This window comes from Bradyrhizobium sp. USDA 4341, from assembly GCF_054063755.1.
Genome location: NZ_JBSSGO010000002.1, coordinates 4,396,778 through 4,417,831 on the forward strand (window position 1 = coordinate 4,396,778; position 21,054 = coordinate 4,417,831).

Below are 21,054 nucleotides of genomic sequence, written 5' to 3' on the forward strand. Positions count from 1 at the left end.
CTATTCCGGAAAATGGCTGACGATGACGAAGCCGACCGTGCCGGCCAGGATCGTCACGAAGGAGTAGCTGTAGAGATCGATCGACCAGGGCTGCACCAGCATGACGATGCCACCTCCGATCAGGGTCATCGCGATGGCCTCCCATGGCCCGCGACGGAACCAGCGAGCTACGCTAGCTTTAGCAACCGCAGAGCCGTTCATTTGCGCACCGCTCCGAAAGTGATGCCGCGCAGCAGATGCTTGCGCAACAGCACGGTGAACATGACGATCGGGACGACGAACAGCGTGGTCGCGGCGGCAACCGCCGGCCAATCTTGCCCGCCCTCGCCGATGATGAAGGGGATGAAAGGCGGCATGGTTTGCGCCTCGCCGCTGGTCAGCAGCACCGCGAAGGCGTATTCGTTCCAGGAGAAGATCAGGCAGAAGATCGCGGTCGCCGCGATCCCGGTGACGGCCTGCGGCAACACCACCTTGCGCAGCGCCTGCAGCCGCGTATAGCCGTCGACCAGCGCCGCCTCCTCATACTCGCGCGGAATCTCGTCGATAAAGCCCTTGAGCAGCCAGACCGCGAGCGAGACGTTCACCGCGGTGTAGAGCAGGATCATGCCGAGCCGCGTGTCGGTCAGATTAAGCTGCCGGTACATCAGATAGATTGGGATCGCCACCGCGACCGGCGGCATCATGCGCGTCGACAGGATGAAGAACAGCAGATCGTCCGCCAGCGGGATGCGGAAGCGCGAGAACGCATAGGCCGCGAGCGTACCGAGGAAGACCGCGAGGAAGGTCGAGCCGAAGCCGATGATCAGCGAGTTGACGAAGCGCGGCACGACCTTGGACGGTCCGGCGATCACCATGTCCCGCTTGCGCACCAGCTTGTCGTACCAGGTTTCCGGCGGCGGCAGCTTGGCGATGAAATCCGGCGTCTGGCGGGTCCGCACCGTGAACAGGTTCACATAGCCTTCGAGGGTCGGCTCGAAGATCACCTTGGGCGGATAGGCGATGGCGTCGCTCTGCGACTTGAAGGCGGTGGCGACGATCCACAGCAGCGGCAGGATCGTGATCACGGCATAGAGGATGACGAGGCCGCTGGCGAACGCCTTGGTGCGCGGCGAGGCCTCGACGATCGAATGCGCCGTGGACCTGGTCAGGACAGATTTGGTGGCGACAGCGGTCATCGTTGCTTCACCTTGTTGAGCGTCTTGACGTAGATGTTGGCGGCGCCGAATACGGTCACGAACAGGATGATGGCAAGCGCCGAGGAATAGCCGGTGCGCCACTTCTCGAACGCCGCGCGCTTCAGCGAGATCGACACCAGCTCGGTGGTAGAGCCCGGCCCGCCCGAGGTCAGCAAATTGACCATGTCGAACATCTTGAAGTTCTCGATCGCACGGAACAGCACCGCGAGCATCAGGAACGGGACCGTCATCGGCAGCGTGATCGACCAGAACTGCCGCCAGGGCGAGGCGCGATCGACTTCCGCGGCCTCATAGATGTAGTCGGGGATCGAGCGCAGCCCGGCGAGGCAGATCAGCATCACGTAGGGCGCCCACATCCAGGTATCGACCAGCACGATGGTCCACGGTGCCAGCGACACCTGCCCGGTCATACTGAACGAGCTCGGCGGCACGCCGGTGAACAGGCTGATCAGATAGTTGAACGGCCCGATCTGCGGCTGCAGCAGCAGCGTCCAGAAATTGCCGACCACCGCCGGCGACAGCATCATCGGCAGCAGGATGATCGTGGTCCAGAAGCTGTGGCCGCGAAACTGACGGTTGATCAGAAGCGCCAGGCCGAAGCCTATGACCACCTGCAACGCCACCGACGAGATCACGAACTCCGCCGTGGTCTGCAGCCGGAACCAGACGTCCTCGTCGGTGAGGATGTCCCTGAAATTGTCGAGGCCAACGAACCGCAGCGGCAGATAAGACATGCTGAGGTTGAGGTTGGTGAAGGACAGCCGGATCATCCAGATCAGCGGAAAGATGTTGATCGCGAGCAGCAGCGCGATCGTCGGCGCGACGAACAGCCAGGCGATGGTCCGGTCCGACAGGCCGTTGACGCGCCGCCTGGCGCGGGATTTTACAGGCTTGCTCACGCCTGGGATCGTAGCATGATCGGGTTGGAGGATCGTCGTCATCGTGTCCATCAGCGGGGCTGGGCCGGTTCGGATTCCCCGAGGCAGCCCTCGGGGAATCCAGTTCAGGTGATGTGCGGGCGGACGCTATTGCGAGGCGACTTCCTTGCCTTGCTCCTTGAACACCTTGGTCCAGTCCTTGACCAGGAGATCGAGCGCCTGCTGTGACGTGCCCTTGTCGGCCACGACGTAGTCGTGCACCCGCTTCTGCATGTCGAGCAGCAGCTGCGCGTAGGACGGCTCGGCCCAGAAGTCCTTGACGATACCCATCGACTCCAGGAATTGCGGCGCGAACGCCGCGCTCTTCGGGAAGTCGGGCGCATCGACCACCGCCTTGAGCGCCGAGTAGCCGCCGATCTGCCACCATTTCTGCTGCACGGCGGGCTGCGCGAACCATTTGATGTAGGCGAGCGCGTCGTCCTTGTGGTCGGAGGTTGCCACCACCGAGATGCCCTGTCCGCCGAGCTGAGTGAAGTGCCCCTTGGGACCCGCCGGGTTGACGAAGAAGCCGATCTTGTCGCCGCCGACATTCGGATCCTTGTAGAGGCCGGGGAAGAAGGCGAACCAGTTCATCTGCATCGCGACCTGGCCCGACTTGAAGGCATCAAGTCCTTCCTGCATGTAGGCGTTGGTCATGCCCGGCGCCGTGCAGCACTTGTAGAGCTCCTTGTAGAACTCGAGCCCCTTGGCCGCGTCGGCGGAATTGACGATGCCCTGCATCTGGTACGCCTTCTTCGGATTGTCGTAGGCGAAGCCGTAATTGTAGAGCACGTTGGTCACGCCCATCGTGATGCCTTCCGAGCCGCGCTCGGTGAAGATGTAGGCGCCATAGACCTTCTTGCCGTCGATCTCGCGGCCCTGGAAGAACTCGGCGATCTGCTTCAGCTCATCATAGGTCTTCGGCGGCGCCAGATCGCGGCCGTACTTGGCCTTGAACGCGGATTGAATCTCGGGCCGGGAGAACCAGTCCTTGCGGTAGGTCCAGCCCACCGCATCGGCCATTGCCGGCAGCGCCCAGTAGTTCGGCGTGTTCTTCGGCCATTGCGAGTAGCCGACGACGGTCGCCGGGACGAAATCGTCCATCGAGATCTTCTCTTTGTCGAAGAAGTCGTTGAGCTTGACGTACCACTTGTTCTCGGCGGCGCCGCCGATCCATTGGCTGTCGCCGATGATCAGGTCGCACAGCTTTCCGTGCGAGTTGAGCTCGTTGAGGAAGCGATCGGCGTAGCTCGTCCAGGGGACGAACTCGTATTTCATCTCGATGCCGGATTGCTTGGTGAAGTCCTTGCCCAGCTCGACCAGTGCGTTGGCCGGGTCCCATGCCGCCCAGCACAGCGTGAGCTGCTTGCCTTGTGCTGCGGCTTCCCCGCCGCCCAGAACCCCAAGTGCTGCGGCCGCAACGACCGCGGACGCCACCGTACTGCGTAACCATCCCAATCTTCGCATGTCCATTTCCTCCCTATCGTTGAAGCACCTAACTCGCCCGGCGCATCCCTGCTGGATTGACGCCGAGACTTCGAAACCGAGTTGATGAGCGATGATGGAGAGCGAGACTGAACGCGTCCGGACGTTGGGGTCCGGATGGCGGGGCTCCTCCCACACATCAGCTCGATGCGCGATGTTTATCGTTTTTGTAATACTAAACGTATTACTAAATTCAGGAACCCGTCAAGCCGATTTCTTGCGAGCCTCGAGGAGGAGCTAGATGCATCTTCTGGTGCGGACAAATCGCTGCAGTGCACCAATGCGGATAGCGGAAAACATCCCGCGCTGGGCTCGGCCCGGTGTTTAGTGTATCATTTTACTGAACGTTCAGCGCAATGACGAACGCATTGCCCGCGTCGCCTTACGCCATCTGAAACGGGCGATGGCCGACGCCCCTGCCCGTTTCGCATCACCTCGTCAAAGCGAGACGAACGGAATCGAACACAGCCAATCGCGGAGCCTGATCAACAAGCGTGTATTGCGTCGCGTGGCGCCGCCACGCATGGGCTACAAGGGCGAAGCACGTCCGGCGAAGCCAAGGAGACGGGAGCGACGACGGAACGGTCTGGCGCCCCGCGAACTGCCTCACTGGTTCAGGATCGGCGGAATGTCCTTGGCCGCCTTCGGTCCCGGCAGCGAGCTGAGATAGGCGTGGATGTCGGCGGCATCCTTGTCCGACAGCACGTCGGCGGAGAATGACGGCATGTCGTTCGGCGCCTCGCGGAGGAAGGCGACGAAGGATTCCACCGGTAGTGCGATCTGCGCCAGCGCCGGCGTCAGATAATTGAAACGGCCGCCCTGCCCGGCGCGGCCGTGGCATTCGAAGCAGCCGTCGGCAAGATAAAGCCGCTTGCCGTTGACCGCATCGCCGGCCGACGCGTCCTCGGCGCGCGATGCAACGACGCCGCCAGTAGCGAAAGCCCCCGTGATCGCGGCGACGGCGGTAAGACGCTTCACGGAAATCCTCATCATCGCCATCTCCGCTTCACCGCTGATCCATCACGACGTCGAGCAGCGCCGGTTGGCCGCTCTTGACCATGGCGATGGCGCGCTTCAGCGCCGGCGCCAGCGCATTCGGATCGCTGATCGGTCCCTCGCCATAAACGCCGAATCCCTTGGCAACCGTCGCATAGTCGACGAGGGGATCCTTGATCGTGGTGCCGATATCGGCGTTCGTGATGCCGCGGCCATGGCGCGCGGTCATCGCCTGCAGATACATGTATTCCTGATGATAGGCGCGGTTGTTGTGCACGATGTAGAGCATCGGGATCTGATGGTGCGCAGCGGTCCAGAGCGTCGACGGCACGAACATGAAGTCGCCGTCGCCGCCGATCGCAACCGTCAATCGTCCATGCCGCTTGTTGGCGAGCGCAGCCCCGAGCGAAGCCGGCAGGGTGTAGCCGACACCGCCGCCGCCGGCGACGCCGTTCCATTGATATGGCTTGGTGAAATTCCACAAGCGATGCGGCCATGACAGGCCGATCGAGGTGCCGACCAGCGACCAGTCCTCATCCTTGATCTGGCTGTAGAGCTCGGCGCACAGCCGTGCCGTGGTGATCGGGCTCGCGTCCCAGCCGATCGTGGCGTCAAGCTTCGCCTGCTCGACGGTGGCGAGCTTGGTTGCCGCAAGCTTCTTGCCACGTGCGTCGAACGCGGCCTTGCGTCCCTCGTCGATCCGTCGTTTGACCTGCTCGGTCAGGGCCGGCAGGCTCGCCTCGGCGTCACCGGCGATGTCGAGATCGACCTCCTGATAGCGGCCGAGATCCTGGTAGTTGGCCTTCATGTAAAGGCCGCGGGTGCCGAGCGTGACGATCTTGGCCGTCTTCTTGTAGCGCGGCTCAGACGTCCGCACGATGCGATCATGGAAATCGCTGAGCGAGCCCCAGATGTCGTTGACCTCCATCGCCAGGATCAGATCGGCCTGCGACAGAATGGAACGGCGGAACGACTGGTTGAGCGGATGGCGCGAGGGGAAATTCATCCGCCCGTAATTGTCGATCACGGCGCATTGCAGGGTTTCCGCAAGCTCCACCAGGCGCGGCATGCCGGCGGGCGTGCGCGCCATCCGGTCGCACAGGATCACCGGATTCTCCGCTGCGACCAGCATCCTGGCGAGCTCGGCCAGCGCTGCATCATCGCCCTGCGGCGCCAGCGCCGGGGTGAATTTCGGGATGCGCAGGCGGTCGCGGTTCGGAATCGGGTTTTCCTGCAGCTCCTGGTCGAGCGACAGCATCACCGGCGCCATCGGCGGCGTGGTTGATATCTTGTAGGCGCGCAGCGCCGATTCAGCGAAATGCTGCAGCGACGCCGGCTGGTCGTCCCACTTGACGAAGTCGCGCGTCAGCGCCGCGGGGTCGATCGCCGAATGCGGCCATTCGGCGCCCGGCGCGCGCTTGTCGGCCTCCATGATGTTGCCGCCCATCACGATGACGGGGACGCGGTCGCACCAGGCGTTGTACATCGCCATCGATGCATGCTGCAGCCCGACCACGCCGTGGCAGATCATGGCGAGCGGCTTGCCTTCGATCTTGGCGTAGCCCTGGCCCATATGCACCGCGATCTCTTCATGCGGACAGGTGATGATCTCGGGCTTCTTGTTGCCGCCATGATTGATGATGGCCTCGTGCAGGCCGCGGAAGCTCGAGGCGCAGTTCATCGCGAGGTAATCGATGTCGAGCGTCTTGAGCACGTCGACCATGAAGTCGCCGCCGCTCGAGGTCTGATTGACCGGATCGGCCGGCGGCGGCATCGCATCCGCAGCCGCGAGCCTCGGCCCAGGGAGAGCTGCCTTGAGCGCTTCCTTGGAGCGCTGTTCGGAAATGCCTGACATCGCGGTGTTGGCGGCGGCAGGGGCAGCCAGCGCCGCCGCACCGGCGACGGTTGCACCCTTCAGGAAATTTCGGCGGCCGGGATCGAGCGCGCCTGCGCGGCGCGAGTCGCTGCGTTTCGACATGGTGTCCTCTCCGGGAACTTAGACCAGATGCCTACGAGCTCATTGCTTGTTGGCATGAGTGTCGTCCCGAAGCTCGGGAGCCGTCAATACACAGACGCGTAAGCGTGCAGCTTTTGGCTGAGGTGCTCCGCGAAATTGGCACGGAAGGAAGGAGGCGCGGCTCCGGCCTAGCGCGCCAGTGCTGCGATCAACTCGACTTCGATCGATGCGTTACGCGGAAGCTGCACGACGCCAACGCTCGTCCTGGTGTGCAGCCCCCGTGCCGGACCGAACAGTTCCATGATGAGTTCCGATGCGCCGTCAGCGACCGCGGTCTGACCGCTAAAATCCGCGGCGCTGTGCACGAACACGGTGAGCTTCAAGATCTGCGTGACATTGTCGAGCGACCCCAGATGCGCCTTGATCGCGGACAATCCGCGGATCAGCGCCAGCCGTGCACCCCGCTTGGCTTCCTCCAGTGTGACATCGCGGCCAACCTGGCCGACGACATGCACCTTGTCGCCGTCGCGCGGAAGCTGACCGCTGACATAGATCGTGTCGCCATGGACCACGACCGGCGCGTAGGCGCCGCCGGCCGCTGCCGACATCGGCAACTCGATGTTGAGTTCGTTCAGCCGCTGCTCGAGGTTCACGATTGCTTGCCAGCGAACTGGCCCTCCTGTCGGATTGCGGCGTGGCCTCTGAAGCAACAATTGTCTGAGCGAAGCGGAGCTCCGTCTGTCGCCGGGCGCTTCTGTTAACCCGGTTCTGCGTGACGCGGTACCCGGGAACATGCTCTCGGAGCAATTCTGCCGCTATCAGCGCTGTGCGCGGCTCTTCCAGTTATGCGCGGAGCATGTCGGGCCATGTCTCAGCCGCCAGACGGGATCTATCGGCCATATTTTGGCCATAGCCCGTTTCTTAAAGGCCCGAGCGGGCCATGTCCCGCCTCTGTTTTGCGTCGCTTGGCCGGTGCGGTCGCTTCGCAACCAAATCGCAGATCATCGCTGCGCCCCTCCCACAATCAGGATGGTCTGCCAACAACAAGAGGACTTTGTAATGCGTAAAACTCTCGCGGCTGTCGCCGTGCTTTTGGCCTTCGCTTCATCTGCTGCTGAAGCTCGCGGCCGTCATCACCATCATCGACACCATGCACATTCCGGTCGCCCGGCTGCGTGGTGCGGGTGGTTCATGCGCACGCAGGTCGGCGGCGATCCCGGTCCGCAATACAATCTGGCGCGATCCTGGGCGCAATACGGCAGTAATGCAGGCGGCCCTTCGGTCGGCGCGATCGTGGTCTGGCGTCACCACGTCGGCAAGATCGTGGGCCACGAGAACGGCCAGTGGATCGTCCAGAGCGGCAACGACGGGCATGCCGTGCGCACGCGGCCACGCTCATTGGCTGGCGCCATCGCGTTCCGAAACGCTTACGCTTCGTTTTAGGGAACCTCGACGCGATATACGAACCGTTCATCATCGCGACTTACGCTGAGGCGGGGTTTCGCCCTGAAGCCCTCAGACGGGCGCCGTCACCTGCGTTGACCAGGTGGCGGCGCCTTTTTCAGGAATGCATGGCTTGCCTCGGAAACCGAAGAAAGTTGCGACGGCCTCCCAGACCGTTTCGTATTGGTCCGCCGCTTACATCAGTTTCTGCAATGGCGTGGCCGTTTTCACTGTGACCGGCGGCGTGCTCGGGTTTCTGCTGGTCGCCAAGCACTACCTGTGAACGACGGCCGGATTTACTGCGCGCGCTTCAGCGCTTTGCGACACTCTTCAGATACGCGCAGAACATGTCGGCCATTGCGTCCGCATGGGTCTCGATCTCGGCCTGACTTCGCGGGCTCTCTGAAAAATCCTTGCCCACCGTGCTCATCGTGGTCGTGATCAGATCGCCGGCCGTCGCGCGGACCGCGTCGGAAGCTTTCGGCAATGCCTCGCGCATGAAGACCTCGACGATGCGCTCGCCCGATGCACGCGCCTCGCGGGCTTCGGGCGCGTCGCGATAGAGCGGCGCGGCGTCATTGAGTGCGACGCGCACCGCGGCCTCCTCACATTCGGAACGGATGAAGGCGTGCACCAGCGAACGCAACCGCTGCAATGGCGGCCGCGTGCGGTCTGCGAGAATGTTGCGCAGCAGGCTGGAGTTCTGTCGCCACTCATCGCTCTGCAGCCGGAACAGGATCGACGCCTTGTTCGGAAAATACTGGTATAGCGAGCCGACGCTGACGCCGGCCCGCTCGGCCACCCGCGCCGTGGTGAAACGCTGCGCGCCTTCCTTGGTCAAAACCTGAATAGCAGCATCGAGAATCGCCGCGACGAGTTCGGCCGAGCGGGCCTGTTGCGGCTGCTTTCGCGAGGAAATTGAAGAGCTTCGCCGTTCGGTCATGAACGCCCTGGGGAATGCGATTAGCGAATGCGACTAATTATTCGTATTTCTGGCAGGGCGCAAGGATGCGCCGCTTTTTGACCGGAGACCCCACATGACCACCCTCGTTTCACCTGAGCTCGCGGGCCTGCTCGACCGCCTGTTCAAGCAAGCTTCCGCCGCTGACCGGGAGACCCAGCTCGCGGTGGCCGACCTTTCCGATGCGGAACAGGCGCGCCTGATGCGGAGCAAGACCGACTACCGCGCGCTCTATGGCCGCCTAAGCAATGTGCCGCTCGCGGTCTCGCGCGAGACCGGCGCGCTGCTCTACATGCTGGCGCGCGGCACACGGGCGCGGAACATCATCGAGTTCGGCACCTCGTTCGGCATCTCGACGCTACACCTCGCCGCCGCGCTGCGCGACAATGGCGGCGGCCGGCTGATCACATCCGAGTTCGAGCCGTCCAAGGTGGCGCGTGCCCGGGACAATCTCGTCGCCGGCGGTCTCTATGACCTGGTCGAGATCCGCGAGGGCGACGCGCTGAAGACGCTGCGCGCCGATCTGCCCGATACGATCGACCTCGTGCTGCTCGACGGCGCCAAGGCGCTCTACCCCGACATCCTCGATCTCGTGGAGCGCCGCCTGAAGCCGGGCGCCTTCGTTGTCGCCGACAATGCCGATCACAGCCCCGACTATCTGGCACGGGTGCGCGCGCCGGCGAGCGGCTATTTGTCGGTGCCGTTCGGCGAAGACGTCGAGCTATCGATGCGGCTGGGCTGAGCAGATGCGGGCAGAGCGCGCGATCAGACCGTTTTGATCCTGTCGATGACGGCGGACAATCGCGCGCGCTTTGCTGGGTCGGTGACGTATTGGAGACTGGCTTCGAGGTCGCGAAGGACGCTGCCCACTTTCCATTTCGCTTGCCCATCGGCAACCACCTGCATTGCCAGTTCCTCGGCCTTGTCGGGATCACCGAGATCAAAGGCCGCGGCAAGCTGCGTCGGGCGCAGCCATTCGTCGGCAAGCTGCAATCGTCTGGCCCGCTCGCAGGCGGCAATCGCGACCCGCACGGTGGCCTGCGCAAGATCCTCGTCGCCCGGGTTCCCCCGAGCACGATAGAGACGGGGCAAGTTGCTGGAGCAATAATAGGCGTTGAGATCGAGCTCCATACCCTGCTGATAACAGTCGATCGCCTTCTCGAGCTCCTCCTTGCGGCGAGGAGAGTCGGCCGGTGCGGCTCTGGCGAGGCGTTTGTGGCGGCCCCCCATCAAGCCGAGCCGTTCCGGCGTCGGCCCCGCGAAATCGATCAACGTCTGGATCTCGGCAATGGCCTGGATGTCGTCGCCGGCCTGGGCCGCGGCAAATGCACGATTTTCCTGCACTTCAGGCTCGTTGGCGAAGCGGTCGGGAAGCTTGCTAATAAAGTCCAGCACGATGTTCCAGTCGGCAGCATCGTTGACGCAGTCGCGCAGCATCAGCAACAAAGCTAGCGCCTTTGCATAAGTGGCGGGCGGACTTCCCTCGGTCGCGATCAGCGCTTGGGCCCGCGCCATGCGCTGATCCGGGGCCGCCGCGCGCACCGCGCGTATCTTGGTCTGAAACGCGGCTTGCTCGGCGAGCTGGCCTCGCATCACGGTCGCCTTGCGTGGATCGACCTTGTCGGGATAGCCCGGGATCGACTGATGCATCGGCGAAATCCCGGCGGCGAGCGTCTTGATAGGATCCTTGATGGCAGCCTGCATCGCGGCGGCGGTCGCCTCGGTGATCTCACCTTCGGGCAGCGGGTAGCGGACGGTCCGCATCTGCACGACGTCGAACAATTGCTTGGACCAGTCGGCCGCAAGCAGGACGCATCCCGTCTTCTGTGATGCGTGGCGAATGCCGACCTCATAATAGACGTTGCCGTTCGGGATCGTCATGTCGGCCAGCACGAGGTCGGCGAAGTAGATCCGCTCCAGCATTTCGCTGACGATCAACGCGCTGGTGTCCTGGTCGGCACGCACCGGCTGATAGCCCAGTGCCTTGATGGCCGGAACGTAAGCCCGATCCCAGAGCGCGTTAAAATCGATCTCGGCTGGACCAAACTTGGGGTCGGCTTGGGTCGGCTTGCGACCGTAAGGCATGATCATGAAACAAGACGGCATCTTGCAATTCCTTCAGTCCCATAATTTTCTCGTATCCAGCCAGTAAATCCAGGTCGTCTTGCGTCCCGCCTCTTCCATCAGGTGCTTCGCACCGCCAGGGCCATCGCCGCCCTCGCCGTTCCACAGGCAGATGAAGGCGATCTTCTCGTCGCCGAACCGGGCGGCGCGCGCGAGCATCCATTGATTGTCGCGCTCGTAGGCGTTTTCGCCGGCCGGCAGCGGCCCGAGTTCGCCGGGCATGACGTGGAGCGTCGCTTTCGATTTCGCCGCGAAATAGCGCGCACGCCAATTGCCACCGGCGAAATCCACCGAACCGGCGAGGAAGGTCGGCTCATCGAACGGAATGTAGATCTCAAGCCGCATGCCCTGCGCGAGGGCGGCTTCCGCAAACAGGAGATCGCCACCGCAGGCCCCGCCGCAGATTGCAAGATCGCCTTCGCGGACCCCGATCCGCACAAGCGCGGCGGCAATCGCGGCGGCCGCAGCGGGCTCCTTGTCCGGGGGAAAGCGTGGCGTTTTTCGATCTGGCGCATCGATCATGTGACCGCTGAAGAGAACCACCGTGTTCGGTGATTTGGCGTCTTGTTCCGTGGCCATCGCGACACCTCGACTCATGATTGGATCATTGTGTCCAGGTGACGAACTTAACTGAAGCCAAATTCCTTGTCGAAGCCGGGATCCGCGTGTTGTGACGCCGCTCCGCGCGGCACTACGTGAGATCGAAGGCCTGTGGGAAATGTTCCGGCCTGACCTGCTCCTTCGCGGCGAGCTGTCCGATCCCGGCGAGTTCGTCCATGTTCTTCGGGTCGTCCATCGCTGCGACCTTCGCAAGCGCGTCCGGCGTCCGATCGATGCGGAGCTTCTCCTTCAGCCAAGCCGTTTCCAGCAGCACGTTGTAGCGCGCATAGGTCGCGAGTTGCGGCCCGTTCTGGCTGTCCGCGATCATGTCCGTCACTGCGCGATCGATCGGCCACGGCGTCAGGCAATTGGTCAGCCACTGCAGCATGCCGTGATTGTGCCGGCTACAATCATCCATGAGCGATTGCAGTGAGCGCACACCCTGCTCCGCCGCCGGCATGTGAAGGATCTGCTCCGTCGGGTAGGTCGACCTGAATACGCCGGTACCCGCCGAGATCAGCAGGAGCTTGTCCTTGCCCGTGTGCCACCGAAAGCCGTGGCCATGGAGTGCCGCGAGCATCAGGAGTTGCAGGGCCGGATCGTTGAACGGGCTGACGCCGCCGTCGACGAAGGCGCCGTTGACCGTGTGACCGTCGCGCGCCGAGATCGTGATCTCCTCCGGTTTGAAATAGGTTGGCGCCGCGGTGCTGGCGCGCACCACTTGGGTCAGCCGCAACGCGCCGTCCTGCTTGGCAAAGACCGCGTCCGGATTGTTATGCAGCGGCCATGGACTGCCGGTATCGAGCCGCTTGGTCATGATCATCAAGCCGGTGCGGATGCGATCGCCGCCGATCACGGTGTCGGCGCCGAGCTGCGCATCGAGCGCGCGCTGCAAGGCGTCGGAATTGAATTTCGGTGCTAAGAGCCCCCGCCGCCAGAACGATTCCTGGAAGATGTCGGTGCCGATCGAGCGATACAGCTTCTTCAAGGCGTCCACGGTCATGCCGCAAGCCAGTCCGGCCGCGATGATCGATCCGGTCGAGGTACCGCCGATCAGATCGAAATAGTCGCACAGCAACAGGTCGTTGTTCTTGTACCGCTCGCGTAACAGCGTCTCAATCGCGGCCAGGTATTCGAGCGTCAGAATGCCGCGAATGCCGCCACCGTCGAGCGCCAAAATCCGCTTCGGTCCTGCTTCACGATCAAGATGCTGCTGCTTGGTCTTCGGCATGACTGCTCCCCGACTATGACTTTTGCTGATCTCGATACGGCCGACCGATCACGGCCGAAGGCTCAATTGATCGTGCGTCCAGGCGCGAACGGCGCCGGGCCGTGAAATGACGCGATGCGTTCAAATCGACACATCAGCTGAGTTTCGAAAAATTTTAACCAGTCCGCACCGGAGCGCGACAAGCATCGCGCGCCGGTTCCCTAGGTATCTTGCACATGGCACACCCTAAGGTATAGTGAGATACATCACTGGCAGACGGTTTTTCTTTTTTCGCGCCCGGCGATCGCACATTTCAGAGACGAGCTATCATTCTGTCCGCGGCAGGACGTGCAGCCGCGGCATTCGGCCGAACAGACACGGCCAGCCGTCGCATCAAATTCATGCAGACCGGATTTTGCCATGCCAAATGATTTCTCGGTCTTTATCAGCCATCGCGCCGAAGACAGATTTCTCGCGCGCCTGTTGAAGGCGCGGCTCGAATATCTCAGCAGCCTGGACGGTCAGCGTTCGGTGGAATGCTTCGTGTGCGAGGAAATTCCCGGCGGCGCGGAATGGCGGCAATGGATGATCGACAACACGGCGAAGGCCGACTGCCTGATCTTCATCCACACCAATGCCGAACATAATTGGACCTGGTGCGCGTCCGAGATTTCCCAGTTCGACGGCTACAAGCGCGCGTTGAAGCTCATGTCGAAGGTGCTGTGGTTCTCGGTCGACAGTTCGCCGTCGTTTCCGATGCTGGCAGAGAACGAGTTTTACGGGATCGGCGAGGACGAGGTCCGGCGGTTTCTCGAAGATCTGTTCGTGCGGCCGACCTTCGGTGCCGTGCCGCTGCGGCCGAAACTGAACGCCAATCACGCCCGCGACTTCAACGAGGCGGTGAAGGACCTGCACGCGCAGTTCATGCAGATCACCCGCCCGGAAGAGCTGTTTCGCCTGCGGCTTCGCATCGTGTTCAGCGACGAATTGTCGTTCCGGCAGAAGGCCGATGCGCTGAAGACACTGCCGCCGTCAGACCGTGCGCGGGGATTCCTGACGGATGCCAAGCTGGAGGCGGATCCCGCCACCACCACGCTGCTGTCCGGCCCCGATGCGGCTGATCTCGACTGGGAGGACCTGCTCAGCGCACAGAATCGGTATGACAGTGGCGCCTGGCTCGACGAGTTGACGAGCTACGTCGCGAACTCGTTTTCCGACGTGGACATTGCCAGCCGGCGAAGCCGCGAGCAGGTCCTCAGTCCGATCTTCCGCGATTTGAAGCTGTATCAACCGGTCATCGCCCGGCTCGAATATCTCGACAACACGCCGTTCTCGGTCGTCATCATCTTCGTGCCGATGCCGCCATTCAGCGAAGATCCAAGACTGATGGTCGCGCAGAACATGCCGAAGGACATCGTCTTCCTCTCAATCCTGCTGCGACTGGCGCGGCGCTTCCGATGGTCGTTTCTCGAGCCGCTGTACAACGCGGTCGAGAACCTGGACGATGACTTCAGCGCCAAGCGATGGGACGATCTGCTGCAGCGCTACCACGAATGCCTGGAAAACCTCGATTCGATCCTGCGACAGGGCAACATGCGCGAGCTCGAGACCGTCGGCGACATCAAGTCGACTATCAACATCTCCGACGATGCGCTCTTGAAGGAGATGTTCAAGGATTGGGGGACGTTTCAGACCCGGCTTGCGCAGGCCATCGAGAAGAAGTCGCCGGGCGATGTGCGGCAGACGCTGGAGCCATGGCTCAAGCGCAACAAGGACTTCATGAAGCAACTGCTCATCGAAACCCAGGGCAAGGTGGACAAGCTGCGTCCGCTGGAAGCCCACTAGAACTCGTCGGCCGCAGGTTCGACTCGGCCGACCCTTGCGCTCAGATCATCGAAGCGACGCGTTCGAGGCCGATCAGGCGCGCCAGCGAGCGGACCTCGTTCTTCTGATCCTCGCGGAGCTGGAACAGCAGCGGCATCGCCGCCGACTTCAGCTGCTGGACTTCCTCGGAGTCGGGATCGATCGGCATGGTTCCCGATGCGGGATCGCCCTGGCGCTTGGCGTGGATCTTGCGCGCGACGGCGCGCAGCGCAGTCTCGACCGCCGGCCAGTAATACTCCTGCGATGACGACAGCTTCAGCCGGTCCTTGATGCCGGCGATCTGCGCGTCGCTGAGCAGGGCGTAGGTCTTCTGCGGCGCCGGCTTGGCGGCCGCCTTGGGCTTCGGCAGCGCGGCGGGGGCGGCCGGCGCCGGTGCGGCGGGCTCGGCGATCTGCGGCTGGGCCGCATCGACGGGGTCATTGATCTTCGGCAGGCCGATATCGGCAGGCTCGGCGGAGGCATAAGCCTGGCGCACGGTATCGGTCGCGCCCGGGATCGCGGCTTGCGCCCGCAGCAGGAGCGGCGACGGACTGGCGGGAGGCTCGGCCGGCCGCGGCGCCTCGAGGGCGGCCGTCGCGAGCGTCGTGACCGCAAGCTTGTCCTGCTTGCTGGCGCGATTGGCGACCGGACCAATGTCGGCCTGCGCCGCGGGCAGGCTGTCGCGGCCCAAAATGGCTGTTATCGCGGCGCCGGCGAGGAGGAAGCAGGTCAGCGCGGCGAGGGTGATGGCTCTGGTCAAAAACTACTCCATTCCCGGCCGGTGTTGCCGCAAACTGCGCGAGAAATGCGGCGTTACCGTGCCGTGACAGCGCCAAATAGGTGAAATCGTCCCGAAACGGCCCGAAAATCAGGCTGCGGCGTCAAGCTCATAGGCTTCCTGGATGTCGGCCACGATCTCGTGCGCCGTCCAGAGGGCACCGGGCTGGACCGAGTGCAGACTGACCGTCCAGTTGGTGCGGCGGGTGCGCGGCGTGCTGACGATGTCGAATTCGACCTGGCGGCACAGCGGATGCCGCTGCAAGGCGTAGAACACGCGGGTCCGGAGATCGTCGAGCGATGCCGGGGTCTTGGCCGAATCCCTGGCGAAGAGCGCCTCAAAAGCCATGTCGCATTCCCACAACTGCCGGGCGGCCAGCCGCGGCGGCGGACCATCCCCTGACGCTATTGTTGGGACTGGCATGGTTAATGCCGCGTTAAGCGGACAGGCGGGACTTGAAGGGTCAGACGAGCCGCACCCGCGCGCTCGCCGCCTCGTACTCTGCCATCGTCTGGGCCAGGAGATCATCGACCGCGAGCACCCCGGTCACCCCCGAGGCGGAATGACCGCCGCTCCAGATGTCGCACCAGCGTTTGGGGCGGCTTTCGCGGGCGCCGATGTCGATGTCCTTGCCGATGTCGATCGCGCCGCGCGCCGGCAGATTGTCGGGATCGAGCCCGGCGGCCTCGATCGAGGGCCGCAGCATGTTGGTCTGCAGGCCCGTGAAGGCCGTCGTGAGCAGGATGTCGTCGGCGGTCGCCTCGACCAGCATCTGCTTGTATCTCGCCTCCGCCATGCTCTCGCGCGTCGCGATGAACTTGGTGCCCATGTAGGCGAGATCGCAGCCGAGCGCCTCCGCGGCGCGCAGCGCGTGGCCGTCGCTGATGCCGCCGGCCAGCACGATCGGGCCGTCGAAGAATGCGCGCACGGCGCGGACGAACACGAACGGATTGAGCCAGCCGGTCTGTCCGCCAGCGCCCGCGGTGAGCAGCACGAGCCCGTCGGCGCCGGCCGCTGCCGCGCGCTCGGCATGACGGATCGAGGCGACGTCGGCGAACACCAGCGCGCCGGCATCGTGCAAGGGGGCGAGCACCGGCGCCGGCGAGCCGACCGAGGTGATCACGACCTCGGGCTTGTGCCGCAACAGCACCGCGAGATCCTGCGCCAGCCGCGCGTTGGAGCGGTGCACGATCAGGTTCGGACAAATCGGCGCTGCGGCTTTGCCGCTCGCGTCGGCATGCGTCTGCAGGCGCCGCGCGATGTCGCCGAGCCATGCATCAAGCTGTTCCGTCTCACGGCAATTCACCGTCGGAAACGATCCGATCACGCCGTTGCGGCAGGCCGCTACCACCAGCTCGACGCCCGACACCAGAAACATCGGCGCGGCAATCAGCGGCAACCGGAGGCGATCGCGAAAACGCGCGAGAGGATCAGCGGACAAGTTGTTTCTTCCCTGCATCATTGTGTTAGCGTTGCGCCAACATTGGCACGAGAGAAGCCAAAGGCAAAGCGGGAGGGACAACGAGATGAGCAATCCGCTCTATGCATTTCCGGCGGTGTGCGAGCAGACCTTGCGGGCGCTGGCGCGCTATCCGTCGCGCACGGCCTTCGCGTGGCCGGGCGGCTCGCTCAGCTACCAGGGCGCCACCGATTTGATTGGACGGATGCAGAGCGTGTTCATGCGGCTCGGCTTTGCGCCGGGCACCCGCGTCGCGCTGCTCACTGCCAACCGTGCCGACAGCTGGTGCGCCGGCGTCGCCGCGCAATTGTCGCGGCTCGCGATCACCTGGCTGCACCCGCTCGGCTCGCTCGACGACCAGCTGTTCCAGATCGAGGACTCCGAGGCCGAGATGCTGATCGTCGACGGCATCACGTTTCGCGATCGTGGCGGCGAGCTCGCCGCCAAGGCCGCCGGCCTGAAGACCGTGTTCACGCTCGGCCCGGCAGATTACGGCGCCGACCTGTTGCAGGTGGTCGAGGATGCCGGCAGCGCGACCGCGAAGAACTTCGCCCGCGAGGACGACATCTCGACCTTGAACTACACCGGCGGCACGACCGGCAAATCCAAGGGCGCGCTGCGCTATCACCGCGAATATGGCGGCTTCGCCGCCGCCATCCTTGCCGACTTCGAGATTCCGGAGACGCCGCGTTACCTGACGGTGGCGCCGATCAGCCATGTCGCCGGCACCAAGGTGCTGCCGACGCTGATGCGCGGCGGCACCGTGCATATGCTGAAGGGGTTCGATCCAGAGGCCGTGTTCAAGACCATCGAGAGCGAGAAGATCAACTTCACGCTGTTCGTGCCGACCATGATCTATGTGATGCTGGATCATCCGGCGCTGCCCAAAACCGACCTCTCCTCGCTCGAGCTGTTGCTCTACGGCGCCTCCGCGATGTCGCCGAGCCGGCTGGTCGAGGGCATCGAGCGGATCGGCCCGGTGTTCTCGCAGCTCTACGGGCAGACCGAATGCTATCCAGTCTCGGTGCTGCGCAAGGCGGACCATGACCCGAAGACGCCGGAGCTGTTCCTGTCCTGCGGCTTCCCGATCACCGCCTGCCAGGTGAAGATCCTCGATCAGGACGATCAGGAGGTCGCGACCGGCGAGGCCGGCGAGATCTGCGTGCGTGCCACGCATGTAATGGCCGAGTACTGGAAGCGGCCCGACATCACGGCCGAGACGCTGAAGAGCGGCTGGCTGCACACCGGCGACATCGCCCGCAAGGACGAGCGCGGCTACATGTTCATCCTCGACCGCAAGAAGGACATGATCGTCTCCGGCGGCTTCAACATCTTTCCACGCGAAGTCGAGGATGTCTTGTCGCAGCACGCCGACGTCGCGATGGTCGCCGTGGTCGGCGTGCCCGACGACAAATGGGGTGAGGCCGTCACCGCCGTCGTGGTGGCACGCGAAGGCGCTGTGCCCGACGCCGACGAGCTGATCAGCCTCGTGAAGGCGAAGAAGGGCTCGGCGCACGCGCCGAAGCAGATCCAGTTCGTCAAGGAGCTGCCGATGACCGGTGTCGGCAAGGTCGACAAGAAGGTGCTGAAGGCGCGCTTCTGGTCCGGCCGCGACCGCATGGTGGGGTAGCTGCGCAAGTTCCCAACCGTCATCCTGAAGAGCGCGCTCTTGCGCGCGTCTCGAAGGATGCACGGCCTCGGTGCCGCCGTGTGCTGCAAGCAACCTGTCCTCGCGGCAAGAGCTGGGCCGTCGCCCTTCGAGACGCCGCTTCGCGGCTCCTCAGGGTGACGGAGAGAGCGTGGAAGGCGCGGCAAGACTGTCGCTGCTCGCTGCGGCCGCGAGCTGACCGCCCCCCTGCCCCAGCAGCTGATCGAGCCGCTCGCGCAGCTGATCCTGGTGGTAGGGCTTGGCCAGCCGCGGCAGGTCGACCTGGGTGCCGTCGGGCAGTTCGGCATAGCCGGTGGCGAGCAGGACGACGAGATGCGGGCGCAACTCGCGCGAGGCCGCGGCGAGCTCGAGGCCGGTCATGCCGGGCATCACGTGATCGGTCATCATCAGGTCGATCTTCTGATTACTCCTGAGGATATCGAGCGCGTGCGGTCCGGAACTGGCGCCGATCACGCGATGGCCGAGGTCCTCCAGCATCTCCATGGTCGACATCGCGATCAGCGGATCGTCGTCGACCAGCAGGATCACCGCCGAGCGCTTGACCTTCTGTGCCGCAGGCGCCGGGGTCTCGACCGCCGGCGCTGTTGTCGCGACCGGCAGCACCAGCACGGCCGTGGTGCCCTCGCCGACCGCGCTCGACAGCTGCAGCGCGCCGCCGAGCTGCACCGCCAGCCCATGCACCATCGACAGGCCGAGCCCGGTCCCCTTGCCCACCGGCTTTGACGAGAAGAACGGCTCGATCGCCCGCTTCAGCACGTCCGGCGACATGCCGCTGCCGCTGTCGACCACTGACAGCTTCAGGTAATTGCCCGGCTGCAGCGCGGGATCGCCCTTGACCTGATCGTTTTTGGCCTGATCGTTTTTGGCCTGCCAGGCCGCGAGGCGGATTTCGATCACGCCGCCGTCCGGCATCGCATCGCGCGCGTTGATCGCAAGGTTGAGCACCGCAAGCTCGAGCTGATTGGTATCGACGCAGGCCGCCGGCAGTCCGTCCGGGATGTCGAGCCGCAGCGTGATGCGCGGCCCGAGCGAGCGCTCGAGCAATTCGCTCATGTCGCGCACCAGCGCGCCGAGATCGACCGGCACCGCGCGCAGATCCTGCTGCCGCGCGAAGGCCAACAGCCGTTGCGTCAGCGAGGCACCGCGCTCGGCGCCCTGCAACGCGCCATCGACCAGCCGGCGCAGGCGCGGGTCCTCCGGCATCCGCTTGCGCAGCAGATCGAGATTGCCCATCACGGCCATCAGCAGATTGTTGAAGTCGTGCGCGACGCCGCCGGTGAGCTGGCCGATCGCCTCCATCTTCTGCGCATGGCGGAGCTGTTCCTGCGCCCGCTCGCGCGCGGCGACCTCCTTCATCAGGTCGGCGGTGCGCTGTTCGACCCGCTGCTCCAGCGTCGCGGTGAGCTCGGCAAGCGCGGTGCGTTCCGCGGCGAGCTGCGCCAGCAGCGCCTCGCGCTCGATCTCCGCGGTCTTGCGCGCGGTGATGTCGGAGCAGACCCCGACCAGCGATCGGATGCTGCCGTCGGGCCGGCGCACCGCGCGGGCGCGGACATCGACCCAGTGCTGGGTGCCGTCGGGCCAGATGTTGCGATACTCGATCCGGTAATCCGCGCCGGTGCGCAGCGTTTGCTCGACAATTTCGCTGCGGCGGGCGCGGTCATCGGGATGCACCGCGTCGAGCAGATCCTGATAGGTGAAGGGGCCGCGAGGCTTGCGCCCGAAGAATGTCTTGCAGGTCGGCGACGCCTCGAGCTCGAAATCCGGCAGATGAAGTTCGAGCGCGCCGAGATGACCGGCATCGAGCGCGGTCTGCAACAGGTCTTCGCTCTCGGTCAGGTCTTCCAGTATCTGGCGGGTCTGGTACTGGCGGCGGCGGCCGCGCACCGCCGCGGCGACCAGGCTCACCAGCGTGGTCGGATGGAACGGACGCTCGATGAAGGTGACATTGCCGAGCGCGCGGCCGAGCCGCGCCGCTTCGGGATTGCGCTCGGGCCCGCCCTTCTCGCTCATCAGCACGATGGGAAAATCCGACCATGACGGCTGCTCGTTCAGCCAGCGCGTCAGGCCGGCAAGGTCGGCGGTCCTGATCGCCTCATCGGCAATGATGGCAAGGCCCGCCCCGCTCGCGACCTGGTGCTCGAGCTCGGCGAGGTCGCCGCAGATGTTGGCGTAGTGGCCGGCTTCCTTGATCAGGTGGGCAGTCTTGACGGCGTCCCGCTCGCTCGCGGCGAGGATGACCGCGCGTTCCGAGGACGGGCCGGGCTTCACCGCGAGGCTCCGGGCCGCTCCGGAGCGCCGATACCATCCACCCGCAACGCACGGGGCCGCCGGACGGCCTTGGCCAGGAAACCGGCGGCGAGATCGATGCGCGTCATGACACCCCCTAACGAGACCAA

General features: G+C 64.2%; 19 protein-coding genes. 4 read left to right on the forward strand and 15 right to left on the reverse strand.

What is annotated here, in order from left to right; translation table 11 throughout:
- From ACVIGB_RS26840 to ACVIGB_RS26870, 7 genes are all read right to left on the reverse strand, one after another.
- A complete protein-coding gene (locus ACVIGB_RS26840) occupies positions 1-201 on the reverse strand; it encodes a hypothetical protein (RefSeq protein WP_456720359.1) in 201 nt (66 codons plus the stop codon).
- Positions 198-1,175: a carbohydrate ABC transporter permease gene (locus ACVIGB_RS26845; protein ID WP_456720358.1), complete on the reverse strand. Its 978-nt coding sequence runs from the start codon at positions 1,173-1,175 to the stop codon at positions 198-200. The genes ACVIGB_RS26840 and ACVIGB_RS26845 overlap by 4 nt, the downstream gene beginning before the upstream one ends.
- Positions 1,172-2,146, reverse strand: coding sequence for a carbohydrate ABC transporter permease (locus tag ACVIGB_RS26850; protein WP_456720357.1), 975 nt, complete (start codon positions 2,144-2,146; stop codon positions 1,172-1,174). The genes ACVIGB_RS26845 and ACVIGB_RS26850 overlap by 4 nt, the downstream gene beginning before the upstream one ends.
- Positions 2,147-2,221: 75 nt before the next feature.
- Positions 2,222-3,580, reverse strand: coding sequence for an ABC transporter substrate-binding protein (locus ACVIGB_RS26855; RefSeq protein WP_456720356.1), 1,359 nt, complete (start codon positions 3,578-3,580; stop codon positions 2,222-2,224).
- Positions 3,581-4,204: 624 nt separating this feature from the next.
- On the reverse strand, positions 4,205-4,591 hold the full coding sequence (locus ACVIGB_RS26860) for a c-type cytochrome (protein WP_456720355.1): 387 nt from the start codon (positions 4,589-4,591) through the stop codon (positions 4,205-4,207).
- A 13-nt stretch (positions 4,592-4,604) separates the two neighbouring features.
- Positions 4,605-6,572 (reverse strand): thiamine pyrophosphate-binding protein, encoded by a 1,968-nt coding sequence (locus tag ACVIGB_RS26865; RefSeq protein WP_456720354.1) that lies wholly within the window; start codon positions 6,570-6,572, stop codon positions 4,605-4,607.
- A 167-nt stretch (positions 6,573-6,739) separates the two neighbouring features.
- Positions 6,740-7,204, reverse strand: a complete 465-nt coding sequence (locus tag ACVIGB_RS26870) for a RidA family protein (RefSeq protein ID WP_456720353.1) — start codon at positions 7,202-7,204, stop codon at positions 6,740-6,742.
- Positions 7,205-7,742: 538 nt separating this feature from the next.
- Here ACVIGB_RS26870 and ACVIGB_RS26875 point away from each other — a divergent pair.
- The gene (locus ACVIGB_RS26875) at positions 7,743-7,994 is read left to right on the forward strand and encodes a hypothetical protein (protein ID WP_456720352.1); all 252 of its coding nucleotides are present in this window, start codon (positions 7,743-7,745) and stop codon (positions 7,992-7,994) included.
- Positions 7,995-8,304: 310 nt separating this feature from the next.
- Here ACVIGB_RS26875 and ACVIGB_RS26880 read toward each other — a convergent pair whose 3' ends face one another.
- Entirely contained in the window at positions 8,305-8,937 is a 633-nt protein-coding gene (locus ACVIGB_RS26880; protein WP_456720351.1) for a TetR family transcriptional regulator, read from the reverse strand.
- A 94-nt stretch (positions 8,938-9,031) separates the two neighbouring features.
- On the opposite strand from ACVIGB_RS26880, the gene ACVIGB_RS26885 reads away from it, so the two are divergent.
- Positions 9,032-9,697 carry an O-methyltransferase gene (locus tag ACVIGB_RS26885; RefSeq protein WP_456720350.1) on the forward strand — a complete coding sequence of 222 codons (666 nt, stop codon included), beginning with the start codon at positions 9,032-9,034 and terminating at the stop codon, positions 9,695-9,697.
- Between the two features lie 23 nt (positions 9,698-9,720).
- On the opposite strand, the gene ACVIGB_RS26890 is transcribed toward ACVIGB_RS26885, so the two are convergent.
- The 3 genes from ACVIGB_RS26890 to ACVIGB_RS26900 form a co-directional block, all read right to left on the reverse strand.
- Positions 9,721-11,061, reverse strand: coding sequence for a TRAFs-binding domain-containing protein (locus ACVIGB_RS26890; protein ID WP_143046767.1), 1,341 nt, complete (start codon positions 11,059-11,061; stop codon positions 9,721-9,723).
- Positions 11,062-11,073: 12 nt separating this feature from the next.
- Positions 11,074-11,658: a hypothetical protein gene (locus ACVIGB_RS26895; RefSeq protein WP_456720349.1), complete on the reverse strand. Its 585-nt coding sequence runs from the start codon at positions 11,656-11,658 to the stop codon at positions 11,074-11,076.
- 112 nt (positions 11,659-11,770) lie between these two features.
- A complete protein-coding gene (locus tag ACVIGB_RS26900; RefSeq protein ID WP_456720348.1) occupies positions 11,771-12,910 on the reverse strand; it encodes a patatin-like phospholipase family protein in 1,140 nt (379 codons plus the stop codon).
- A gap of 399 nt (positions 12,911-13,309) precedes the next feature.
- On the opposite strand from ACVIGB_RS26900, the gene ACVIGB_RS26905 reads away from it, so the two are divergent.
- Positions 13,310-14,734: a toll/interleukin-1 receptor domain-containing protein gene (locus tag ACVIGB_RS26905; protein WP_092118734.1), complete on the forward strand. Its 1,425-nt coding sequence runs from the start codon at positions 13,310-13,312 to the stop codon at positions 14,732-14,734.
- A 40-nt stretch (positions 14,735-14,774) separates the two neighbouring features.
- On the opposite strand, the gene ACVIGB_RS26910 is transcribed toward ACVIGB_RS26905, so the two are convergent.
- The 3 genes from ACVIGB_RS26910 to ACVIGB_RS26920 all read right to left on the reverse strand — a co-directional run bounded on the left by ACVIGB_RS26910 (position 14,775) and on the right by ACVIGB_RS26920 (position 16,992).
- Positions 14,775-15,512 carry a hypothetical protein gene (locus ACVIGB_RS26910; RefSeq protein WP_456720347.1) on the reverse strand — a complete coding sequence of 246 codons (738 nt, stop codon included), beginning with the start codon at positions 15,510-15,512 and terminating at the stop codon, positions 14,775-14,777.
- 108 nt (positions 15,513-15,620) lie between these two features.
- Positions 15,621-15,878, reverse strand: a complete 258-nt coding sequence (locus ACVIGB_RS26915; protein WP_212314100.1) for a hypothetical protein — start codon at positions 15,876-15,878, stop codon at positions 15,621-15,623.
- A 115-nt stretch (positions 15,879-15,993) separates the two neighbouring features.
- Positions 15,994-16,992, reverse strand: coding sequence for an NAD(P)H-dependent flavin oxidoreductase (locus tag ACVIGB_RS26920; protein ID WP_456720346.1), 999 nt, complete (start codon positions 16,990-16,992; stop codon positions 15,994-15,996).
- 64 nt (positions 16,993-17,056) lie between these two features.
- On the opposite strand from ACVIGB_RS26920, the gene ACVIGB_RS26925 reads away from it, so the two are divergent.
- Positions 17,057-18,619 (forward strand): AMP-binding protein, encoded by a 1,563-nt coding sequence (locus ACVIGB_RS26925; RefSeq protein WP_092118743.1) that lies wholly within the window; start codon positions 17,057-17,059, stop codon positions 18,617-18,619.
- Positions 18,620-18,769: 150 nt separating this feature from the next.
- Here ACVIGB_RS26925 and ACVIGB_RS26930 read toward each other — a convergent pair whose 3' ends face one another.
- Positions 18,770-20,926, reverse strand: coding sequence for an ATP-binding protein (locus tag ACVIGB_RS26930; protein WP_456720344.1), 2,157 nt, complete (start codon positions 20,924-20,926; stop codon positions 18,770-18,772).
- Positions 20,927-21,054: the final 128 nt, after the last annotated feature.